This window comes from Paenisporosarcina sp. TG20 (assembly GCF_000286315.1).
GTDB lineage: Bacteria > Bacillota > Bacilli > Bacillales_A > Planococcaceae > Paenisporosarcina.
Window position 1 is genome coordinate 1 of the sequence record NZ_ALJG01000288.1, and the last position, 17,489, is coordinate 17,489.

Annotated in this window: 16 protein-coding genes; 11 read left to right on the forward strand and 5 right to left on the reverse strand. The window is 35.3% G+C overall.

Annotation, left to right across the window (positions count from 1 at the left end; all coding sequences use genetic code 11):
* Positions 1-330 precede the first annotated feature (330 nt).
* The 4 genes from B371_RS0109525 to B371_RS0109540 all read left to right on the forward strand — a co-directional run bounded on the left by B371_RS0109525 (position 331) and on the right by B371_RS0109540 (position 4,786).
* The gene (locus B371_RS0109525) at positions 331-1,455 is read left to right on the forward strand and encodes an amidohydrolase (RefSeq protein WP_050995795.1); all 1,125 of its coding nucleotides are present in this window, start codon (positions 331-333) and stop codon (positions 1,453-1,455) included.
* Between the two features lie 43 nt (positions 1,456-1,498).
* The gene (locus tag B371_RS0109530) at positions 1,499-2,608 is read left to right on the forward strand and encodes a mandelate racemase/muconate lactonizing enzyme family protein (protein ID WP_019414083.1); all 1,110 of its coding nucleotides are present in this window, start codon (positions 1,499-1,501) and stop codon (positions 2,606-2,608) included.
* 206 nt (positions 2,609-2,814) lie between these two features.
* Complete coding sequence (locus tag B371_RS0109535) at positions 2,815-4,263, forward strand: DUF2157 domain-containing protein (protein WP_019414084.1); 1,449 nt, start codon at positions 2,815-2,817, stop codon at positions 4,261-4,263.
* On the forward strand, positions 4,244-4,786 hold the full coding sequence (locus tag B371_RS0109540; protein ID WP_019414085.1) for a GDYXXLXY domain-containing protein: 543 nt from the start codon (positions 4,244-4,246) through the stop codon (positions 4,784-4,786). The genes B371_RS0109535 and B371_RS0109540 overlap by 20 nt, the downstream gene beginning before the upstream one ends.
* Before the next feature lie 106 nt (positions 4,787-4,892).
* Here the strand turns inward: B371_RS0109540 and B371_RS0109545 are convergent, their stop codons facing one another.
* The 4 genes from B371_RS0109545 to B371_RS0109560 all read right to left on the reverse strand — a co-directional run bounded on the left by B371_RS0109545 (position 4,893) and on the right by B371_RS0109560 (position 9,797).
* The gene (locus B371_RS0109545; protein ID WP_019414086.1) at positions 4,893-5,918 is read right to left on the reverse strand and encodes an ABC transporter ATP-binding protein; all 1,026 of its coding nucleotides are present in this window, start codon (positions 5,916-5,918) and stop codon (positions 4,893-4,895) included.
* A gap of 13 nt (positions 5,919-5,931) precedes the next feature.
* Complete coding sequence (gene opp3C / locus B371_RS0109550; RefSeq protein WP_019414087.1) at positions 5,932-6,957, reverse strand: oligopeptide ABC transporter permease; 1,026 nt, start codon at positions 6,955-6,957, stop codon at positions 5,932-5,934.
* Complete coding sequence (locus B371_RS0109555) at positions 6,954-7,883, reverse strand: ABC transporter permease (RefSeq protein ID WP_019414088.1); 930 nt, start codon at positions 7,881-7,883, stop codon at positions 6,954-6,956. The genes opp3C and B371_RS0109555 overlap by 4 nt, the downstream gene beginning before the upstream one ends.
* 270 nt (positions 7,884-8,153) lie before the next feature.
* The gene (locus B371_RS0109560; protein ID WP_019414089.1) at positions 8,154-9,797 is read right to left on the reverse strand and encodes a peptide ABC transporter substrate-binding protein; all 1,644 of its coding nucleotides are present in this window, start codon (positions 9,795-9,797) and stop codon (positions 8,154-8,156) included.
* Positions 9,798-9,935: 138 nt separating this feature from the next.
* On the opposite strand from B371_RS0109560, the gene B371_RS0109565 reads away from it, so the two are divergent.
* Positions 9,936-10,310, forward strand: a complete 375-nt coding sequence (locus B371_RS0109565; RefSeq protein WP_019414090.1) for a DUF3899 domain-containing protein — start codon at positions 9,936-9,938, stop codon at positions 10,308-10,310.
* Here B371_RS0109565 and B371_RS0109570 read toward each other — a convergent pair.
* Positions 10,295-11,221 carry a dipeptidase gene (locus tag B371_RS0109570; protein WP_019414091.1) on the reverse strand — a complete coding sequence of 309 codons (927 nt, stop codon included), beginning with the start codon at positions 11,219-11,221 and terminating at the stop codon, positions 10,295-10,297. The two genes, B371_RS0109565 and B371_RS0109570, sit on opposite strands and share 16 nt — an antisense overlap.
* A 447-nt stretch (positions 11,222-11,668) precedes the next feature.
* Between B371_RS0109570 and B371_RS0109575 the strand changes: the two genes are divergently transcribed.
* The 6 genes from B371_RS0109575 (at position 11,669) to B371_RS0109605 (ending at position 17,150) form a co-directional block, all read left to right on the forward strand.
* Positions 11,669-12,832, forward strand: a complete 1,164-nt coding sequence (locus B371_RS0109575) for an ABC transporter substrate-binding protein (protein ID WP_019414092.1) — start codon at positions 11,669-11,671, stop codon at positions 12,830-12,832.
* A gap of 146 nt (positions 12,833-12,978) precedes the next feature.
* Positions 12,979-13,863, forward strand: coding sequence for a branched-chain amino acid ABC transporter permease (locus B371_RS0109580; RefSeq protein ID WP_019414093.1), 885 nt, complete (start codon positions 12,979-12,981; stop codon positions 13,861-13,863).
* Between the two features lie 4 nt (positions 13,864-13,867).
* Positions 13,868-14,848, forward strand: coding sequence for a branched-chain amino acid ABC transporter permease (locus B371_RS0109585; protein WP_019414094.1), 981 nt, complete (start codon positions 13,868-13,870; stop codon positions 14,846-14,848).
* A complete protein-coding gene (locus B371_RS0109590) occupies positions 14,820-15,596 on the forward strand; it encodes an ABC transporter ATP-binding protein (RefSeq protein ID WP_019414095.1) in 777 nt (258 codons plus the stop codon). Before B371_RS0109585 ends, B371_RS0109590 begins: the two co-directional genes overlap by 29 nt.
* Positions 15,589-16,299: an ABC transporter ATP-binding protein gene (locus tag B371_RS0109595; protein WP_019414096.1), complete on the forward strand. Its 711-nt coding sequence runs from the start codon at positions 15,589-15,591 to the stop codon at positions 16,297-16,299. Before B371_RS0109590 ends, B371_RS0109595 begins: the two co-directional genes overlap by 8 nt.
* A 587-nt stretch (positions 16,300-16,886) precedes the next feature.
* Complete coding sequence (locus B371_RS0109605) at positions 16,887-17,150, forward strand: hypothetical protein (protein WP_019414098.1); 264 nt, start codon at positions 16,887-16,889, stop codon at positions 17,148-17,150.
* Positions 17,151-17,489 lie beyond the last annotated feature (339 nt).

Sequence of the window (17,489 nt, forward strand, 5' to 3'; positions counted from 1 at the left end):
TAGGGGTGCGAAACTTAAGTAACTATCGTTTCTTAACAAATGAAAGATGCTACTTGACTAAAACTACAAGAGATGAAACTTTTAGATATAGCGCGTGTTCAAAAAGGAGGTGAAAAATAGCAAAAATGTTTGAGGAAGAAAATCGCTGGTTTGTTTCTAGATTGCTCGGTGCCAAGTCGGCACGTGATGACCCTAATATTATAAAAATGTTTCTATCAACTTCAATTATATATACTTAAATTTTCGTATCATTGTGAATCTTCAAAACAATTATTTTTCTGGTAATAATAAATTTTCTGGATTTTTATAAAAACGTTAAGTAATATTTAAATGGAATATGATTGGAGTGTTATTTTATTGAATCAGAACTTTGAAGAACAAATATTAAATTGGTTTAACCATTTTCACGCGCACCCGGAAATAAGTTTTAAAGAGTTTGAAACCACCCAAACTATTGCAACTATTTTAGATGAACTTGGTATTACATATCGGCGCTTCTCCGATGTTACTGGACTAATTGCAGAATTTGGGGAAGGCGATGAGGTGATTGCTGTTCGTGCAGATATTGATGCGTTATGGCAAGAGGTAGACGGTGTTCCGAAAGCAAATCACTCATGTGGACACGACGCTAACATTTCCATGGTTCTTGGAGCATTATTATATTTGAGAAATCAATCTACCACAAAAAAATACCGCTTTATTTTTCAGCCCGCTGAAGAAAAAGGTAATGGTTCTCTTGCAATGATCGAGCGCGGAGCACTAGAAGGGGTTACCCACTTATTCGGTGTTCACCTCCGACCTGTGGAGGAACTTGCACACGGTCAAGTCGCACCTTCAATCTATCATGGTGCCGGTATATTCTTAGAAGGTAAAATCAATGGTGTAGACGCACATGGAGCTAGGCCACATCAAGGTAAAAATGCCATTGACGTTATTGTTGCTTTACACCAATTCGTCAAATCAATTTACATATCTCCATTTGAATCACATTCTGCGAAACTTACAAAAATAGTTGCAGGAGGTGAAAATCTAAACATTATTCCAGGTGTAGCAGAGTTTGGCATTGATGTTCGTGCACAAAAAAATGATGTTCTGCTTAAAATCAGAGATCGTATCGATGCAGGCATTGAGGGTTTAGAAAAACTTTATAACGTCAATATCGAATGGAAGTGGACGGATTTTACTCCAGGAGCAGAAGTTTCTGAAGAAGCAGAATCAATTGCAGAACAAGCAATTCGTGAAGTTTTAGGACCTGAATCCACTGCGCCACCCGTGATAACATCAGGAAGCGATGACTTTCACTTCTATACAATAAAAAATCCACAATTAAAAGCTACCATGATTGGTGTAGGAGCCGATCTCACACCTGGGTTACACCATCCAAATATGACTTTTAACAAATCTGCACTTGATCTAGGATCCCGCATACTTGCAAAAACTCTGATGAAAGCATGAAGAATGGAAAAAATCATTTTTAAAATACAAAGGAGTCTCACATATGAAAATTACAGCAATCCACATCTATGCTATACATTTACCACTTCACATTCCTTTCGTCATAAGCTACCACACTTACACGTATATGCCTTCAATTATTGTGAAAATTGAAACTGACGAAGGTTTTATTGGTTACGGTGAAGCTGTGGCAGACGAACATGTGACAGGAGAATCGTGGGAAAGTACCTATCAAATTATAAAAAATACATTAGCACCTGCTGTAATGGGTAAAAATCCAATGGAAATAGAAAAATTACACGACATTATGAACCTTGCCATATACACAGCTCCTACTGCAAAAGCTGCAATAGATATCGCATGCTTTGATATTGTTGGAAAAAAAATACAGCAACCAGTATACCAACTAATCGGTGGACGTTATCATGACGAGTTTCCTATTACCCATGTCTTAAGTATTGCTGAACCTGAAGTAATGGCGAACGAAGCTGCTTTACAGGTTGAGAAGGGTTACAAATCCTTCAAAATGAAAGTAGGAACAAGTTTCCAACAAGATGTTAAGTGTGTTAAAGCTGTTCGGGCAAGAGTCGGTGATGGTATCGCCATTCGTGTGGATGTAAACCAAGGTTGGCACAACAGCGCCACAACTCTTGTTGCATTAAGCCAATTGCAAGATTGCAATCTTGATTGGATTGAACAACCAGTAATGGCTGATGACATTGATGGTATGGTGGAAATAAAATCTAAATCATTAATTCCATTGATGATTGATGAAGGATTAAAAGGAACACGTGAAATGCGGGAAATTATCCAAAAAAGAGCTGCGGATAAAGTGAATATCAAACTAATGAAGTGCGGTGGAATTTACCCTGCTGTTAAACTTGCACATCAAGCAGAATTAGGCGGCTTCGAGTGTCAAGTTGGTTCAATGGTTGAATCATCTATTGGATCAGCAGCAGGTTTTCATGTAGCTTTTTCAAGAAAAAATGTTACAAGCGTAGAACTAACAGGTCCATTGAAATTTTCAAAAGATATTGGAAATTTAGCTTATGATGTCCCTTATATTCGATTAACGGATAAACCTGGATTAGGTATAGAAATAAATGATGAGATACTATCCGAATTAACCTTATTTCAAGATGTAGTCCGTTAATGGAATACAGAGCTAAATAAACCAAGTTAATTCGAAATATTTACTTGGATCATCCCATATAATAGTTAGTTACATTCACTATCAATTTAATTGATTTACTAAAGTACTAGCTAGGTAGTTTCAGATAAATTAGTTTTTATTAATGTACGTCCTTTGTTTCAGTCTAAATTTACAAATTGATTATTTCACGTAAAGAGGGTGTTAATTTGAAGAGAAGATTATCACAGTCAGGATATGAGTTCCTTAAAACTGAACTTAGTCATTTAGAAAGTACGGGTAATTTAAAAGAAGGACAATCGAAGGAATTAATGGGCTTATATGATTCCCCGCGTTCACAGATAAAATCATCAAGGATTAAAATGAACTCTGTACAAATCTTAACCTTAATAGGGGGGATCCTAATAGGATTAGGAATCCTTAGTTTTGTAGCAAGTAACTGGTCAGAACTTACAAAATTAACAAAGTTCTCGATTCTATTAGCAACGCTGGTCGTATTCTATTTAATGGCATTTTCATTAGAAAAAAAGAACCCCTATTTATCTAAAGCCTTTTATTATATAGGAGCGTTTGCTTATGGGGCTGAGATATTCTATATCGGTCAAATGTTTCATTTAGGTGGAAACATTGAAGATGCCTTCTTAATGTGGGGGATCGGCATATTTCCTTTAGCGATGTATTTAAAGGATAATCTCTTAAAAGGGGTAAGTATATTATTCGTCTATACCTTTATTGAATTTAAGTTTCTTTTAGCAGAAGGGGCACTAGTATATGGGGCAATACTGATTATTCCTATACTATTCGCATTCGGCTATTATATTATGAAAAACAATCATTACATACTAGTAGTAAACTTTATACTTCTCTATCAGTTTATTGAGATGAATGTTATGTTCACAGAAAACTGGATTGGTTATTTACCTATTGTAGTCATACCAGTGTTATTTGCTCTAAATCATTTTGTGATGAATAACACCAAAGAGTTGATGATTTTAAACTTTTTCTTATTATATCAATTTATTGAAATGAAGTTTGTATTAAAACCACTAGAACAAGAACAGTTCCCTTATGTAGCTTTGCTATTACTCCCTTTACTATTCTATATAGGGCATAAGCTAATGAATAAGTCAAAACCATTATTCATTATAAATTTCTTTTTCGCACTGCAATTAACCGCCTATCTGTTTTACTATTTCAAATTTGAAAACTTAACAATCATTGCATTATTTTACTTTACTCTATGGATGGTACTAACATATTTTCAGCATCCTGATTACAGGAAGTTCATGAAGTTTGTAGGAACATTTATGCATTTCCCTACAGCTCTAATTCTATCATTTCCTATTACATGGTATATGTTATTTTATGAAGATGTTCAATTTTACGAGAATGCACCAGATTCAAATGCATTAATCGCTTCTATTGTTTTTTCTATCCTCTATTTGATTTATGCACTGTCGCTAGTAAAAAGCGAAAATTTATATGGCATTGCAATCGTATCAATATTTGTCTTACGTTTCTACGTAGATTTGTCACTAGCGTTTATGGATAAATCTATTGCTTTTATCATTGGTGGAATCTTATTGCTAAGTCTAGGCTATTGGTTTGAGAAGACCCGAAGAAGGGAGATGGGTAAGAATGAAGAGCTTATCAAATAATAAACTGTTCATTATCTCACTTACACTTCCTATCATATTGCTGCTGAGTATGACCGTGAAACCACTTATTACAATCTACTTTGGGGAGACAGTCAAGCTACAAACAGTACCTTTTGACCCGAGAGATTTATTCTACGGGGATTATGTTGATTTAGACTTTGAAGCTGAAAATATACCGATTAATATAGTAGAAAATTCTTTAAGAAAGACACTTGATAACAATACATCAGGTAGTTATTCTAGAGATGACTTAAAGGTGTACGTTGTTTTAGAACAAAATAACATAACTGGTGTCCACGATGTTATAAGTGTTAGTGCTAAAAAGCCAAAATCAGGCACTTATATTAAAGGTATCAGTAGCCCGTATATACATGAGAACAAATTGACGGTGTCAATTCCGATAGAAAAGTACTATTTAGCTGAGAATACTGGTACACAATTAGAAGAAGCTTCATCAAAAGGTCAATTAATCGCAACAATCAAAGTGTATAATGGTTATTCTATACTAAGAAGTGTTGAGTAAAATTACAAAAAAAAGAAGCAAATCACCTAATAAAATTAGTGTGAAATGCTTCTTTTTTTCATGATTTAAAACGTACTTGGTATTTTATAGTCTATTGATTTACTTTTTATCTAGATTGAGATGTTTCTAATTCCTTTGGAAGATATTCCTTAGGTGTTCTAGTATCTTGAAGCCAACAAGCGACCGTATGCTCTCCATCTACGACCGTATCCTCAGGTGTAAAGCTATGGCACACTTTCATCGTATGTGGACACCTTGCAGCAAACGCACACCCCTCCCCAATTGTAGCTAAATCAGGAGGTGACCCGGGAATTGGCAATAGGGGAACGGTCCGATCATCGTTCAACTTAGGCATTGATTTTAATAATCCTAATGTATACGGATGTTGGGGATTATAAAAAATTTCATCCAGCGTTCCTTGTTCAACTATTTTACCTGCATACATAACAGCGACTCGGTCGGCCATATTCGCAACTACCCCTAGGTCGTGTGTTATTAAAATAATGGCTGTATCCATTTTCTTTTGCAAGTCTTTCATTAGATCTAAAATCTGTGCTTGAATTGTAACATCAAGCGCAGTTGTAGGTTCATCTGCAATTAAGACTTTAGGATTACAAACGAGCGCCATGGCGATAACAACACGTTGTCTCATGCCACCCGAAAAATTATGTGGGTAATCTTCTAACCTAGCTTCCGCACTTGGAATACCAACTAACTGCAACATCTCTAATGCACGTTCACGCGCTTGCGCTTTCGATAACTTTTGATGTTTTTGTAAGCCTTCCATAATTTGTTTTCCAACTTTCATCGTTGGGTTTAATGATGTCATTGGATCTTGGAAAACCATAGAAATTTCGGCGCCTCGTATTTCTTGCATATCCTTAATTGAAACGTTCAATAAGCTTCTATCTTCATAAACAATATCGCCTTTTGTAACTTCTGTATTATTTTTTGGCAATAAACGCATAATCGATCTAGCTGTGACCGATTTTCCTGACCCCGATTCGCCAACAATTGCAAGTGTTTCACCTTTTTTCAAACCAAAGGTAACTCCTCTTACAGCAGTAACTCTACCGGCTTGGGTCTTAAATGACACATGTAAGTTATCAACTGATAGTATATTACTCTTCATTATGGACCCTCCCCTATTTTCTCATTTTCGGATCAAGTGCATCACGTAATCCATCTCCAAGTAAATTAAAACAAATCATAATTGAACTAATGATTATAGCCGGATAAATTAACTTATATGAAAAGAATCGCATTGATTTATAACCATCTTCAATTAACACACCTAGAGAAGCTAGTGGGGCTTGTAAGCCAAGGCCTATAAAACTTAAGAATGCTTCAAAGAAAATAGCCGTAGGAATTGTAAACATAACAGTAACAATTACAGGACCCATAACGTTGGGCAATATATGCTTCCAAATAAGTCTTGGATTAGATGCACCGAGTGTCCTAGAGGCTAACACAAATTCTTGTCCTTTTAATTGTAATACTTGTCCGCGTACAACTCTTGCCATACCAACCCAACCGGTGATAATCATTGCTAAAATTATTGATCTTACACCAGGTTCTAAAATGAGGATAAAGAGGATAATGATGATTAAGTTCGGTATCCCAATAAGCACCTCAATAATCCGTTGCATAATATTGTCAACGCGACCACCGTAAAATGATGAAATGCCTCCATAAATTACACCAATAATTAAATCTAGTGCAGCAGCAACTAAAGCGATGAAAAGTGAAATTTGGGTCCCTTTCCAAACTCTAGTCCATAAATCTCGACCAAACTCATCAGTTCCGAACCAATAGTTCACTTGAACGTCTCTTTCAGTGTATTGGTCTACTCCATTCGAATCAGTTCCATTTAAACCCAACCACTCTAATCCTTGTACTTTAGGTGGTAAGTTAGAATGAGCAAGATTTTGACTTCGGTAAGTATACTCGTTTAAACTAGGGCCAATAATCGCTGTTGCTATTAAAAGAAGTAGCAACACGAGCGAAATCATTGATCCTTTATTTTTTGCTAATCGCTGAAAAGCCTCTCGCCAGAATGATACTGCGGGTGTGCCAATCTCCTCACTCTTCCCTATATCAAGTGGGGCCTTTACAAACAAATCTTCTGTTACTTCATTTGATTTCGAGGTTTCTTCAACTGAATTTTTCATCCTGCTTCCCCCTTATAACTAATACGGGGATCTAAAAATCCGTAAAGAATGTCGACAAGGAAAATAACAATTATAAATAATGCACTATAAAATATGGCAATTCCCATAATTACGCTATAATCAAGAACTATTATCGATAACGTAAACTGTTCCCCGAGACCCGGGACCGCAAATATTTTTTCTATAACTAATGTCCCTGTCATAATTGCAACGGCAAGTGGACCTAACATCGTTACAACTGGAATCAGTGCATTTCGAATAACATGTTTAACAATTACTTGTTGTTCGGTTATTCCTTTTGCCCTAGCAGTGATTACATAGTCTTGCCCAATCACTTCCAACATCTCACTCCGTATAAACCTTGCAACTGTTGCTATCACTATTACGGACAATGCAAACGAAGGTAAAATGGTGCTGGAATATCCTTCCCAGAGAGCTACAGGCAGCCATTCCAACTTTACTCCAACGTAATATTGAAGTAATGCCGCAAAAACAAAAGAAGGAATCGACATACCTAAAACGGCTAACGTAACAGAACCATAATCAAAAAGAGTATTATGTTTTAATGCTGAAACAATACCCAGTATTAAACCGATGATTGATCCAAAGATTAGAGCTTGTAACCCAAGAAAAGCAGAAGGACCAATTCGTTCACCAATTATACTTGATACAGATCTACCTACATTCTGGAAGGAATAGCCTAAATCACCTTGCACCAAGTTTCCAAGGTAACGTATATATTGAATCCCTAATGGTTGATCAAGTCCGTATTTAGCATTTAATACTAAAAGTTGTTGATTTGTTAATTTTTCGGGATTTGTAAATGGTGTTCCCGGGAGAAGTTGCATGAGAAAAAAAGTTATAGTAACTATTACAAAAAGAGTAACTAACATAAAGCCTATTCTTTGGACTAGGTATCTCTTCATACCAACACTCCTATTCTATAAGATGCATAAACCTCTTGATGAAAAAAGCGCCTGATAGCACTACACTGGTACTGAAAGAACCGTATTGCGAAAGCATCTCTCGCCTGAGGATCTGAAGCTTAGGTGCTAGCTGGCGCTTCGCAGCTATAATTAGCTGTAACTGAATAAAAGAAAACTTCTGTGAAACTTTTATATTTTCTTATATGTAGAAAAAATACGAGGGTGCCATTAAATGGCTACACCTCGTACTTAAAGCTGTAAACCTATAGATTATTCTTCAATCGTAGTCCACTTGAAAGTAAATGCAGCCCCAGTTGGGTGAACAAGTAGATTTTTAATCTTACTTCTCATTAATACCGCTGTACCTTCTTGGTAAAGTGGAGCAATTGCTGCATCTTCTTCTAATAGAATCTTTTCAAGGTCTAAAAGCATTACATATCGTTTAGAAAGGTCTGTTTCATTTCTAGCTTCTGTAACTAGTGCATCTAAATCAGGATTGTGATAATCCATACGGTTGGCAGATCCGCCTTTAAGCCACATATCTAGGTACGTCATTGGATCACTGTAATCTGGACCCCATGAAGATAGGGACATATCATACTCGATAGCCTTTTCAATTTCTAGACGTTGTGCAAAAGGAACAGCCTTAATTTCCATCTTGAATCCTGGAAGATTGTCTTCTAGTTGTGCTTGAATATATTCAGCCACTTTTTTATGATCATCTGAATCTGCAATATTAATGGATACTGTAACTTCAGTCTGACCAGTTTCTTTTAAGCCTTTTGCCCAAAGTTCTTGAGCTTCTTCAACTGTTCCTGTATTAAAGTCTCCATTAAGATCTCGGTAGTCTTTACCTTCAGGTGATTTAAAGAACCCAGATGGAACGACTCCATTTAAAGGTGTAGAACCGTCCTTTAAAATTATATCTGTTAAATCTTGTTTTCCAATTGCCATATTAACGGCTTTACGAATATCTTTGTTTCCTAATACAGGATGATTATGATTGAAACGAAGGAAAATTATTTCTGGTTCTAGTATAGTATCAAAGTTTTCATCAGTTTTATATTGATCCACTAAAGCTGAAGTTAACTCTACACGATCTACTTTATTCGTCTCATACAGGTTAACACCTGTTGACGAATCTTTTACAACATATACATTTACATTGTCCAATTTAACTGAGTCTTTATCCCAGTAGTTTTCATTTTTTTCATATTTCCAACCTTGGTCATGTGTCCATTCAACTAATTTGAATGGTCCATTGTATAAAATCCCATCAAATTCAAGAGCATATTGATCGCCTAACTCTTCAACGAATTTTTGGTTTTGAGGTAAGAATGTTGGGAATGTCAATAATGTTTGGAATAAAGGATTTGCACTTTCTAACGTAACTTCAAGTGTTTTCTCGTCAATAGCTTTAATCCCAAGCTCATCTGCATCTTTTTCTTCATTCATTATCGCTTCTGCATTTTTAATTCCAGCAGTTACGAACATAAATGCATAAGGACTATTTTCTTTCATTACACGTTTCCACGCATATTCAAAATCTTGTGCTGTAACAGGATCTCCATTACTCCACTTTGAATCACGTAATGTAAACGTGTGTACCACTTTATCTTCACTTTCTACGTGTTCACTTGCTAAGGCTTTAATCGGCAAGTTATTCTCATCTTGGCGATATAATCCTTCATTTACATTGTTTAATACAGTAAACGCAATACCATCATGCGCTTTTGTAGAATCTAACGTAGGAATATCAGCTGATGCCGTCATATTTAGGGATTGGTTTGCTACAACATTTCCCTCAGTATCCGTTGTTTCTTCTTCATTTGAAGAATTGAAGTTACACCCGGATAAAATTAGCGTAAATACTAATAAAGACATAAATATTGAATTTTTAATTTCTCTTTTCATAATCTTGCCCCTTTTTTTCTATTTTGAATTGATTATAGTTGCTATTATTATATTAAGCAACCAAATTTCGAAAATTTTAAATATTTAAAAACTTATTTTCTTTATGGTATCTTGAAGATAAGAGAAAGGAAAGTGTCTATGAAATTTAGAATTGTGTTATTTTTTACTTCAATAATAACATCCTTTTTTATTACTTACTTAATTCACCAAACTTTGAGCCTATATAAATGGATAGATTCGCTTTTTTTAGTCGGCCTCTTGCTTATAGTCACTTCTGCAATTTTATTATTAATAGAAGGACAATTTTTCACCGCGTTTATTAAAAGTTGTAAACACTTTTTTTCTCGGGTCAATCGGAAAGAACAAGTTATACGAGAAAGTGAAATGCGTTCAAATCATACTGCTAGTTACCAAAATAAATTTCCATCTCGTAGATTTTTCTTTGAAATAGGTATTCTATTTTGTGTTGTGAGTTTTGTGGTATCCACCACTGTTTATTATTTTGGAAGATGACTCATAAAGTTTTTGTATGCAAAACCTTTAACCTGATCTTCTGAGTATTTCTTTAAAAGTTCATTTAGTAAATTTTGTTGCATTGAAGCATCTTCTAAATTCACTATTTTCTTAGCGATACCATCAAAATCAGAACCGAGACCAATATTTTTTTCTCCACCTAGTGAACAAAAATGATCAATATGTTCTATTAAATGGACAATCGTTACATTTTCACTATCTTTCACGAACTCTGGACAATACACCATATGGACCATTGCGTCCTTTTTAAACATTGCTGTGGCTTGTTCATCTGAAAGGTTTCTAACATGATTTCTGATAGATTTTGCGTTCGAATGACTAGCAACTGGATATTTTGCTACCTGCAGGACATCCCAAAAAGCTTTTTCACATAAATGGGAAACATCTGTAAGCATCTTGTGTTCATTATTAAATACAATGATTTCTTCTCCAAATGAAGTTAGACCAGCACCACGTTTCTCTCCAGCACCATCAGCGGCTAGATTAGCATTATTCCATGTAAGACCGACTGAGCGAACACCTAATTGATACAAAATAGAGAGCTTTTTCAAATCATTCCCAATAGCATCAACTCCTTCAAGTGTTAGTAATGCACCGATTTCATTCTCTTTTAAATCTGCAATGTCTGACCAATCTTTTATTAGTTTCATATCTGAATTTTCTGCGAGTACATTTGTATAAAAGTAATGGATTTGGTCTAGTGCTGCTTGGAACTTTTGGTCGGATTTAACATGAGGATAAATAAAAACTGCGAACGCTTGTACTTTTACATCGCCTATTTGCAGTCTTTCCTTATTCGTATCTAGTTCAATTGCATCTTTAAACTTCAATCTCCCATTTGATTCATAAAGTTTCAACAATACATCGCAATGCAAATCTATTACTTTCAATTTATCCATCTCCTTATTTACATACATGATACTATGTAAATTTTATCTTTCAATAAAAAATTATATTCAACTAGTTAAATACAAGTGTTAAAGTATTTAGAATATTACATTAATAACACAAAATACTCAATGGGAAATTTTTTTCCCTCTCTCAGTCTAAAAAATAATTTAACACCTTCAACTAATACCTGAAATACTATGACCTTCTAGCCCAGTAGTGTAGACAGAAAAAATAAAGCTACTTCAATATATTATTTAAGTCAGAATAATATGAAAATTAATACATATTACCTTTTTTACTAAAGTAAATAATAAAACCATATTAATAATCTAAGTTTAGTTGGCTTAAATTATTATTATACATTTCTGAAAAATAGCTTTACTTTAAAGAGAAGTTGTCATTTAATATAGATTAGTTAGATAATAAATTTAATGGGGGAATAAAGAATGAGAAAGATAATTAAAAATTCATATTTATTAATATCTGTTTTCATGCTACTTATATTGGCAGCATGCGGTAACGATACAACAACTACAGATGGAAACGATTCAGAAGCAGAAAAAACTGATGGACCTGTATCAGCAAAAATTGGTGTAATTTCTTATTTAACTGGACCAGGGGCAGCTTATGGTGAAGCCATTACAAATGGTTTTAATTTGGCTCTAGAAGAAATTAATGAAAAGGGCGAGGTTAAAATTGAACTAGACATCCAAGACTCAGCTGGGAAGCAAGAACAAGCCTTATCCGTTGCTCAAAAGTTAATGAGTTCAGATGATATCGTAGCAATTTTGGGACCAACTTTAAGTACTGAAATGAATGTTGTTGGACCTGAGGCTGATATGAATGGAATTCCAATTATGGGTACTTCCACCACAGCTGCAGGAATTCCTCAAATCGGAGAGTATGTTTTTAGAAATTCATTACCTGAATCTCTAGCAATACCAGCTGCATTGGAAAAAGCAGTTGAAAAATTTGACGCAAAGAGCGTTGCCATCCTATACGGAAATGATGACCTTTTTACAAAATCAGGTTTTGATACAATGAAAGCTGTAGCAGAAGATATGGGACTTGACATTGTTACTATAGAAACATTCCAAAAAGGTCAATCAGACTACAATGCATTACTGACAAAAATTAAAGATCTTAACCCAGATTTAATTTTAGCTTCAGCCCTTTACAATGAAGGCGCGGTCATTATGGATCAGGCAAGAAAAATGGGGATTGAAGTACCTTTCATAGGCGGAAATGGCTTTAACTCTCCACAAGTTATCGAAATTGCTGGTCCCGCTTCAGAGGGATTGATTGTTGCAACTCCATGGTTTGGTGATAAAGAAGATCCAAAAGTTCAAGAATTTGTTGGAAAGTATGAAGCAAAATACGGTAAAAAACCAGATCAATTTGCAGCACAAGCTTATGATGCACTATATATCATGGCTGAGGGCTTAAAGAACGCTGGTGAAGCAGATAGAGACGCACTTCGTGATGCGCTTGCTGAGATTAAAGACTTAGACGGAGTTTTGGGTAAATTCTCCTTTGACGAAGAGGGTGACGTTGTGATGGATCCAACGGTACTCGTGATTAAAGACGGAAAGTTTCAATTATTCGAGTAAGATTAATGAGTTTTTTAAATTACATTTAGGTGCTTAATATTAGCTGGGTTAAGGTGATGTTTGCCTTACCTAGCTTCATTTTTTAAAAATTTCTAGTCCTATCGCACATCATGTATAAAAATTTATAAGTAAGAGGGTGAAATGTCTTGTTGTTAGAGCAACTAATTAACGGAATAACACTGGGAAGCATCTATGCCATTGTTGCACTAGGATTTACACTTGTCTTTGGTGTCCTTGGTATTATCAATATGGCACATGGTGAAATCTTTATGTTTGGTGCTTTTATTGGAGTAATTGTTACTAGTGTAATGGGCTTACCTCTGTGGGTCGCTTTCATCGCAGCCATTGCAGTCACTGCTGTTTTAGGGTATATGCTTGAGCGCATTGCTTTACGTCCACTAAGAGGAAAGCAAGGGGTCTCGCATCTTGCACCATTAATAAGTACAATTGGGGTTTCAATTTTACTTGAAAATCTCTCTCATCATTTATTCGGAGCAGGTAACCAACCTTTTCGTAATGCTTTTGCAGAGATTCAAATCCAAATTGGTTCAATTACCATTTACCTTGTACAAATCTTAATATTTGTTATATCTGTTGCATTAATGCTAGCACTTTCTTATTGGCTTTCAAAAACTAAAGCCGGGAAAGCTTTACGTGCAACTGCAGAAAATTTAGAAACAGCAAGCCTACTTGGTGTTAATACAAAACGAACAATTACTACAACAGTAATTATTGCTTCTGTAATGGGAGGAATTGCAGGTATCTTAGTAGGAATGGCATTTAACTCTGTTAACCCGCAAATGGGATTATCAATGGGGCTTAAAGGTTTAGCAATTATTATTTTGGGTGGTATGGGGAATGTTAAAGGCGCGATGGCAGGTGGATTACTTCTTGGTATTGCTGAAACATTAATTGTTGCCTATGGAGATTCAGGGTATCGTGACGCAGTTGCCTTTATTACAATAATTTTCATTCTTCTATTAAGACCACAGGGACTTTTCGGTAAAAATACCGCTGAGTCAGGAAGGTGATGTCATGTTAGGAGAATTATTAAATCCATATCATTTGCAAATCGTTTCCTTTGTCTTGATCAATATTATTCTAGGAATTAGCATTTACATTACACTATCCTCTGGTCAGCTATCTCTAGGAAATGCTGGATTTATGGGGATAGGAGCTTATACCTCTGCTTTATTAACGATTAATTTTGAAGTACCTATTATACTCGGCATCATTTTGGGTGCATTGGTTGCAGGTATTTTTGGCATTCTAATTGGAATTCCTGCACTTAGGTTATCAGGAGTTTATTTGGCTATAGCCACCTTAGGGTTTGGTGAAGTAATGCGGGTAATCTTTGTAAACTGGGAATCTGTTACTCAAGGGGCAATCGGCTTATCAGGTGTTCCTCATCTAGGTAGAGAAGTATTTAAGACATTAACGGCAATAGGATTTGATCCAGAAATACTGGGATTAAAAAATAATCAATTTATTTATTTAATTGTCGTTAGCATTTTATTACTAATTAATATTTTTATAGTTTGGTTCTTTGTTAGACAAAACAAATCTCGTGTTGGACGGGCTTTTGCAGCCATTAAAATGGACGAGAAAGCAGCAGAATCCATGGGAATAGATATTACTTATTATAAGGTTTTGTCTTTTACCCAAGGAGCTCTTTTAGCAGGTTTCGCAGGGGCCTTATATGCACATGTAATGGCATATATCAGTCCAGCTGATTTTGCTTATCATCGTGCAATAGAAATACTAATCTTTTCAGTATTCGGTGGTAGTGAAGTGATATGGGGTGCTATATTCGGAGCAGCCTTTATGACAATCATGCCAGAAGCATTACGATTTATAAGCGAATACCGTTACATGATTTACGGTGCGATTCTTATCCTCATGATGGCATTCCGTCCACAGGGAATAATAGACGTTTCGCTTTTACAGTGGTTTAAAAAGATAATAAAGTTTAGAAAGGGGACCGACCATGGTACTGGAATTAAAAAACGTCACTAAAAACTTTGGCGGGATCTCTGCATTAACTGATGTTTCTTTCACAATAAATGAGGGTGAAATATTTGGTCTAATAGGCCCTAACGGAGCTGGGAAAACGACGATGTTTAATGTTATTACAAACATGTTTCTCCCCACTTCTGGAGAAATCAACTTTCTTGGAGAAAAAATATCGGGGACTAAACCCCATAAAATAACAGATAAAGGGATTTGTCGAACATTCCAGAATATCCGCCTTTTTTCACAAATGACGGTTCTAGAAAATGTTTTGGTTGGAAGACACTGCCGAAGTAAATCTGGAGTCTTTAGCAGTGTTTTCCGAACTAAATCTCAACAATCAGAAGAAGCGATGACACGTGAAGCCGCAACAGAATTATTAGATTTAGTAGGTTTATCTGACTACGAAGACGTTATAGCAGAAAACTTAGCCTATGGACAACAAAGAAGGCTCGAAATTGCTAGAGCTTTAGCTAGTAACCCGAAACTATTACTATTAGATGAACCAGCTGCAGGAATGAATGAAACCGAAACGGAAAACCTGTTTGATTTAATTAAAGAGGTACAGAAAAAAGGCGTAACTGTATTGTTGATAGAACATGACATGCCTTTTGTAATGAAACTCTGTGACAGAATTACCGTTTTAAATTTCGGCAAGAAACTTGCAGAAGGAACACCAGAAGAAATCCAAAATAACAAGGATGTAATTGAAGCATACCTCGGTTCTGAGGAGGATGATGATCTAGATGCTTAAAATAACAGGTATAGAAACTTTTTATGGAAAAATCCAAGCATTAAAAGGTATAAGCCTTGAAGTAGAACAAGGAAAAGTTGTAACAATTCTAGGTGCAAATGGTGCTGGGAAAACGACTACAATGAAAACAATCTCAGGTTTATTGAAACCGAAACATGGAACTGTTGAGTTCTTAGGAGAAGACATTACAGGATTACGCCCGGATCAACTTCTTAGAAAAGGAATTGCACTTGTCCCTGAAGGTCGTGCCATTTTATCAAGTATGACCGTGATGGAGAACCTTGAAATGGGTGCCTATCATCGGAATGATAAAGATATTAAAAAAGACATTGAAGAAGTGATGACACACTTCCCAATTTTAAAAGAACGAAAAGAACAGCTCGGTGGAACTCTTTCAGGTGGACAACAACAAATGCTTGCTATTGCAAGAGCATTACTTTCAAAACCAAAATTAATATTACTAGATGAGCCCTCCATGGGGTTGGCACCTTTAATTGTTGCAAATATTTTTAAAATAATTAAAGAAATAAACGCCGATGGAACAACGGTCCTTCTTGTAGAACAAAATGCAAAACAAGCTTTGAAGGTCGCAGATTATGGTTATGTTATGGAAACCGGAAAAATAATTATAAACGGTGATGCAAAAGATCTTCTTAAAGATACAAGGATTGTTGAAGCTTATCTAGGAAAAAAATCAAGTTAGTTTTGAATAATTAGACAAAGTAAATACTAGTAATTTTTTCTAATTAACATTAAATTTGGATTGCAACATACTGTACCATGACCTCAAAGACAGCGAAAGAAGTGGCAAGTCACTTCTTTCGCTGTCTTCTTTCATACAGGAAATCTCCCTTCCATGGCTGCCTTACTCCCCCATGCAACTTTCGTACATATAATAAATTGGATTTGGGACCCATTCTAATAATAAGTTGCCCAATCACGGCCCTTTTTGCAACAAATCGTTTTTCACACAAAAATACTAAATCAACATAAGTAACATCAAAATTCCCCATTATGAGACTCGCTCACTTTTTAAGATTGATTTCTCGACCATTTCCAATTGTTAGACCTAACTATTTTGAATATAAAGTTTTGCTTTTTGTCTGTTTTATTGAATTATTATTTCCTTTGTAAAAGAGCTCAGAAAATACTTAAATGCTTAGTATTCTTTTTCATAACGAAATTTAGTTTATGGGCATTTTAAAGGGAAATAATGCTTTGTATGGTTTTCATCTAATCCTCAAATACTAAAGGAGTTAAAAATATAAGTGAAATGGAGGAGGTATTCAGATGAAATTTATTACTTGGGGTGCAATCGGAACAGTTATTTATGCTGTAGTTAGAGGAGCACAAAATGGTACTTTCAAACAATTAACAAAAAATATCCCGAATAAATTAAACGCCCAGAATTTATCACAGATGGCAAAGCCTATGCAGCAAATGACGAAACCTATGGAACAAATGGCGAAACCGTTACAACAGATGACACAACCATTAAAAGGAATGACCAATACCACCAAAAACCCTGTAATGGATAATTTGCCTACCCAGTAATACTTATAATTTCTTCATTTTATAAAACATGCCTGTAGGTAAGCCAATTAAGAAAGGCTTCCTATAGGCATTTCCGTTTGAAAGTACAACCTTTACTACCTTAGCTTCCTTGAAATATTTGTTCTAGAAATCGTAAAAGATATAGTCATCTTTGAAATAATTATCATGGAATTCTCTATAGTTTAACCATGTCAAAGAGTTTAATTCTATCTAGCCTCGATTCTAATGACTTGACCACCACTAAGCAAAGAAAGATCGGCCACATTCATCTTAATCCAATTGCTTTTTCTTAAGTCAGTGTTTCCTCTCTAGGCAAACTAAAAGAGCGTGTTCAAAAAG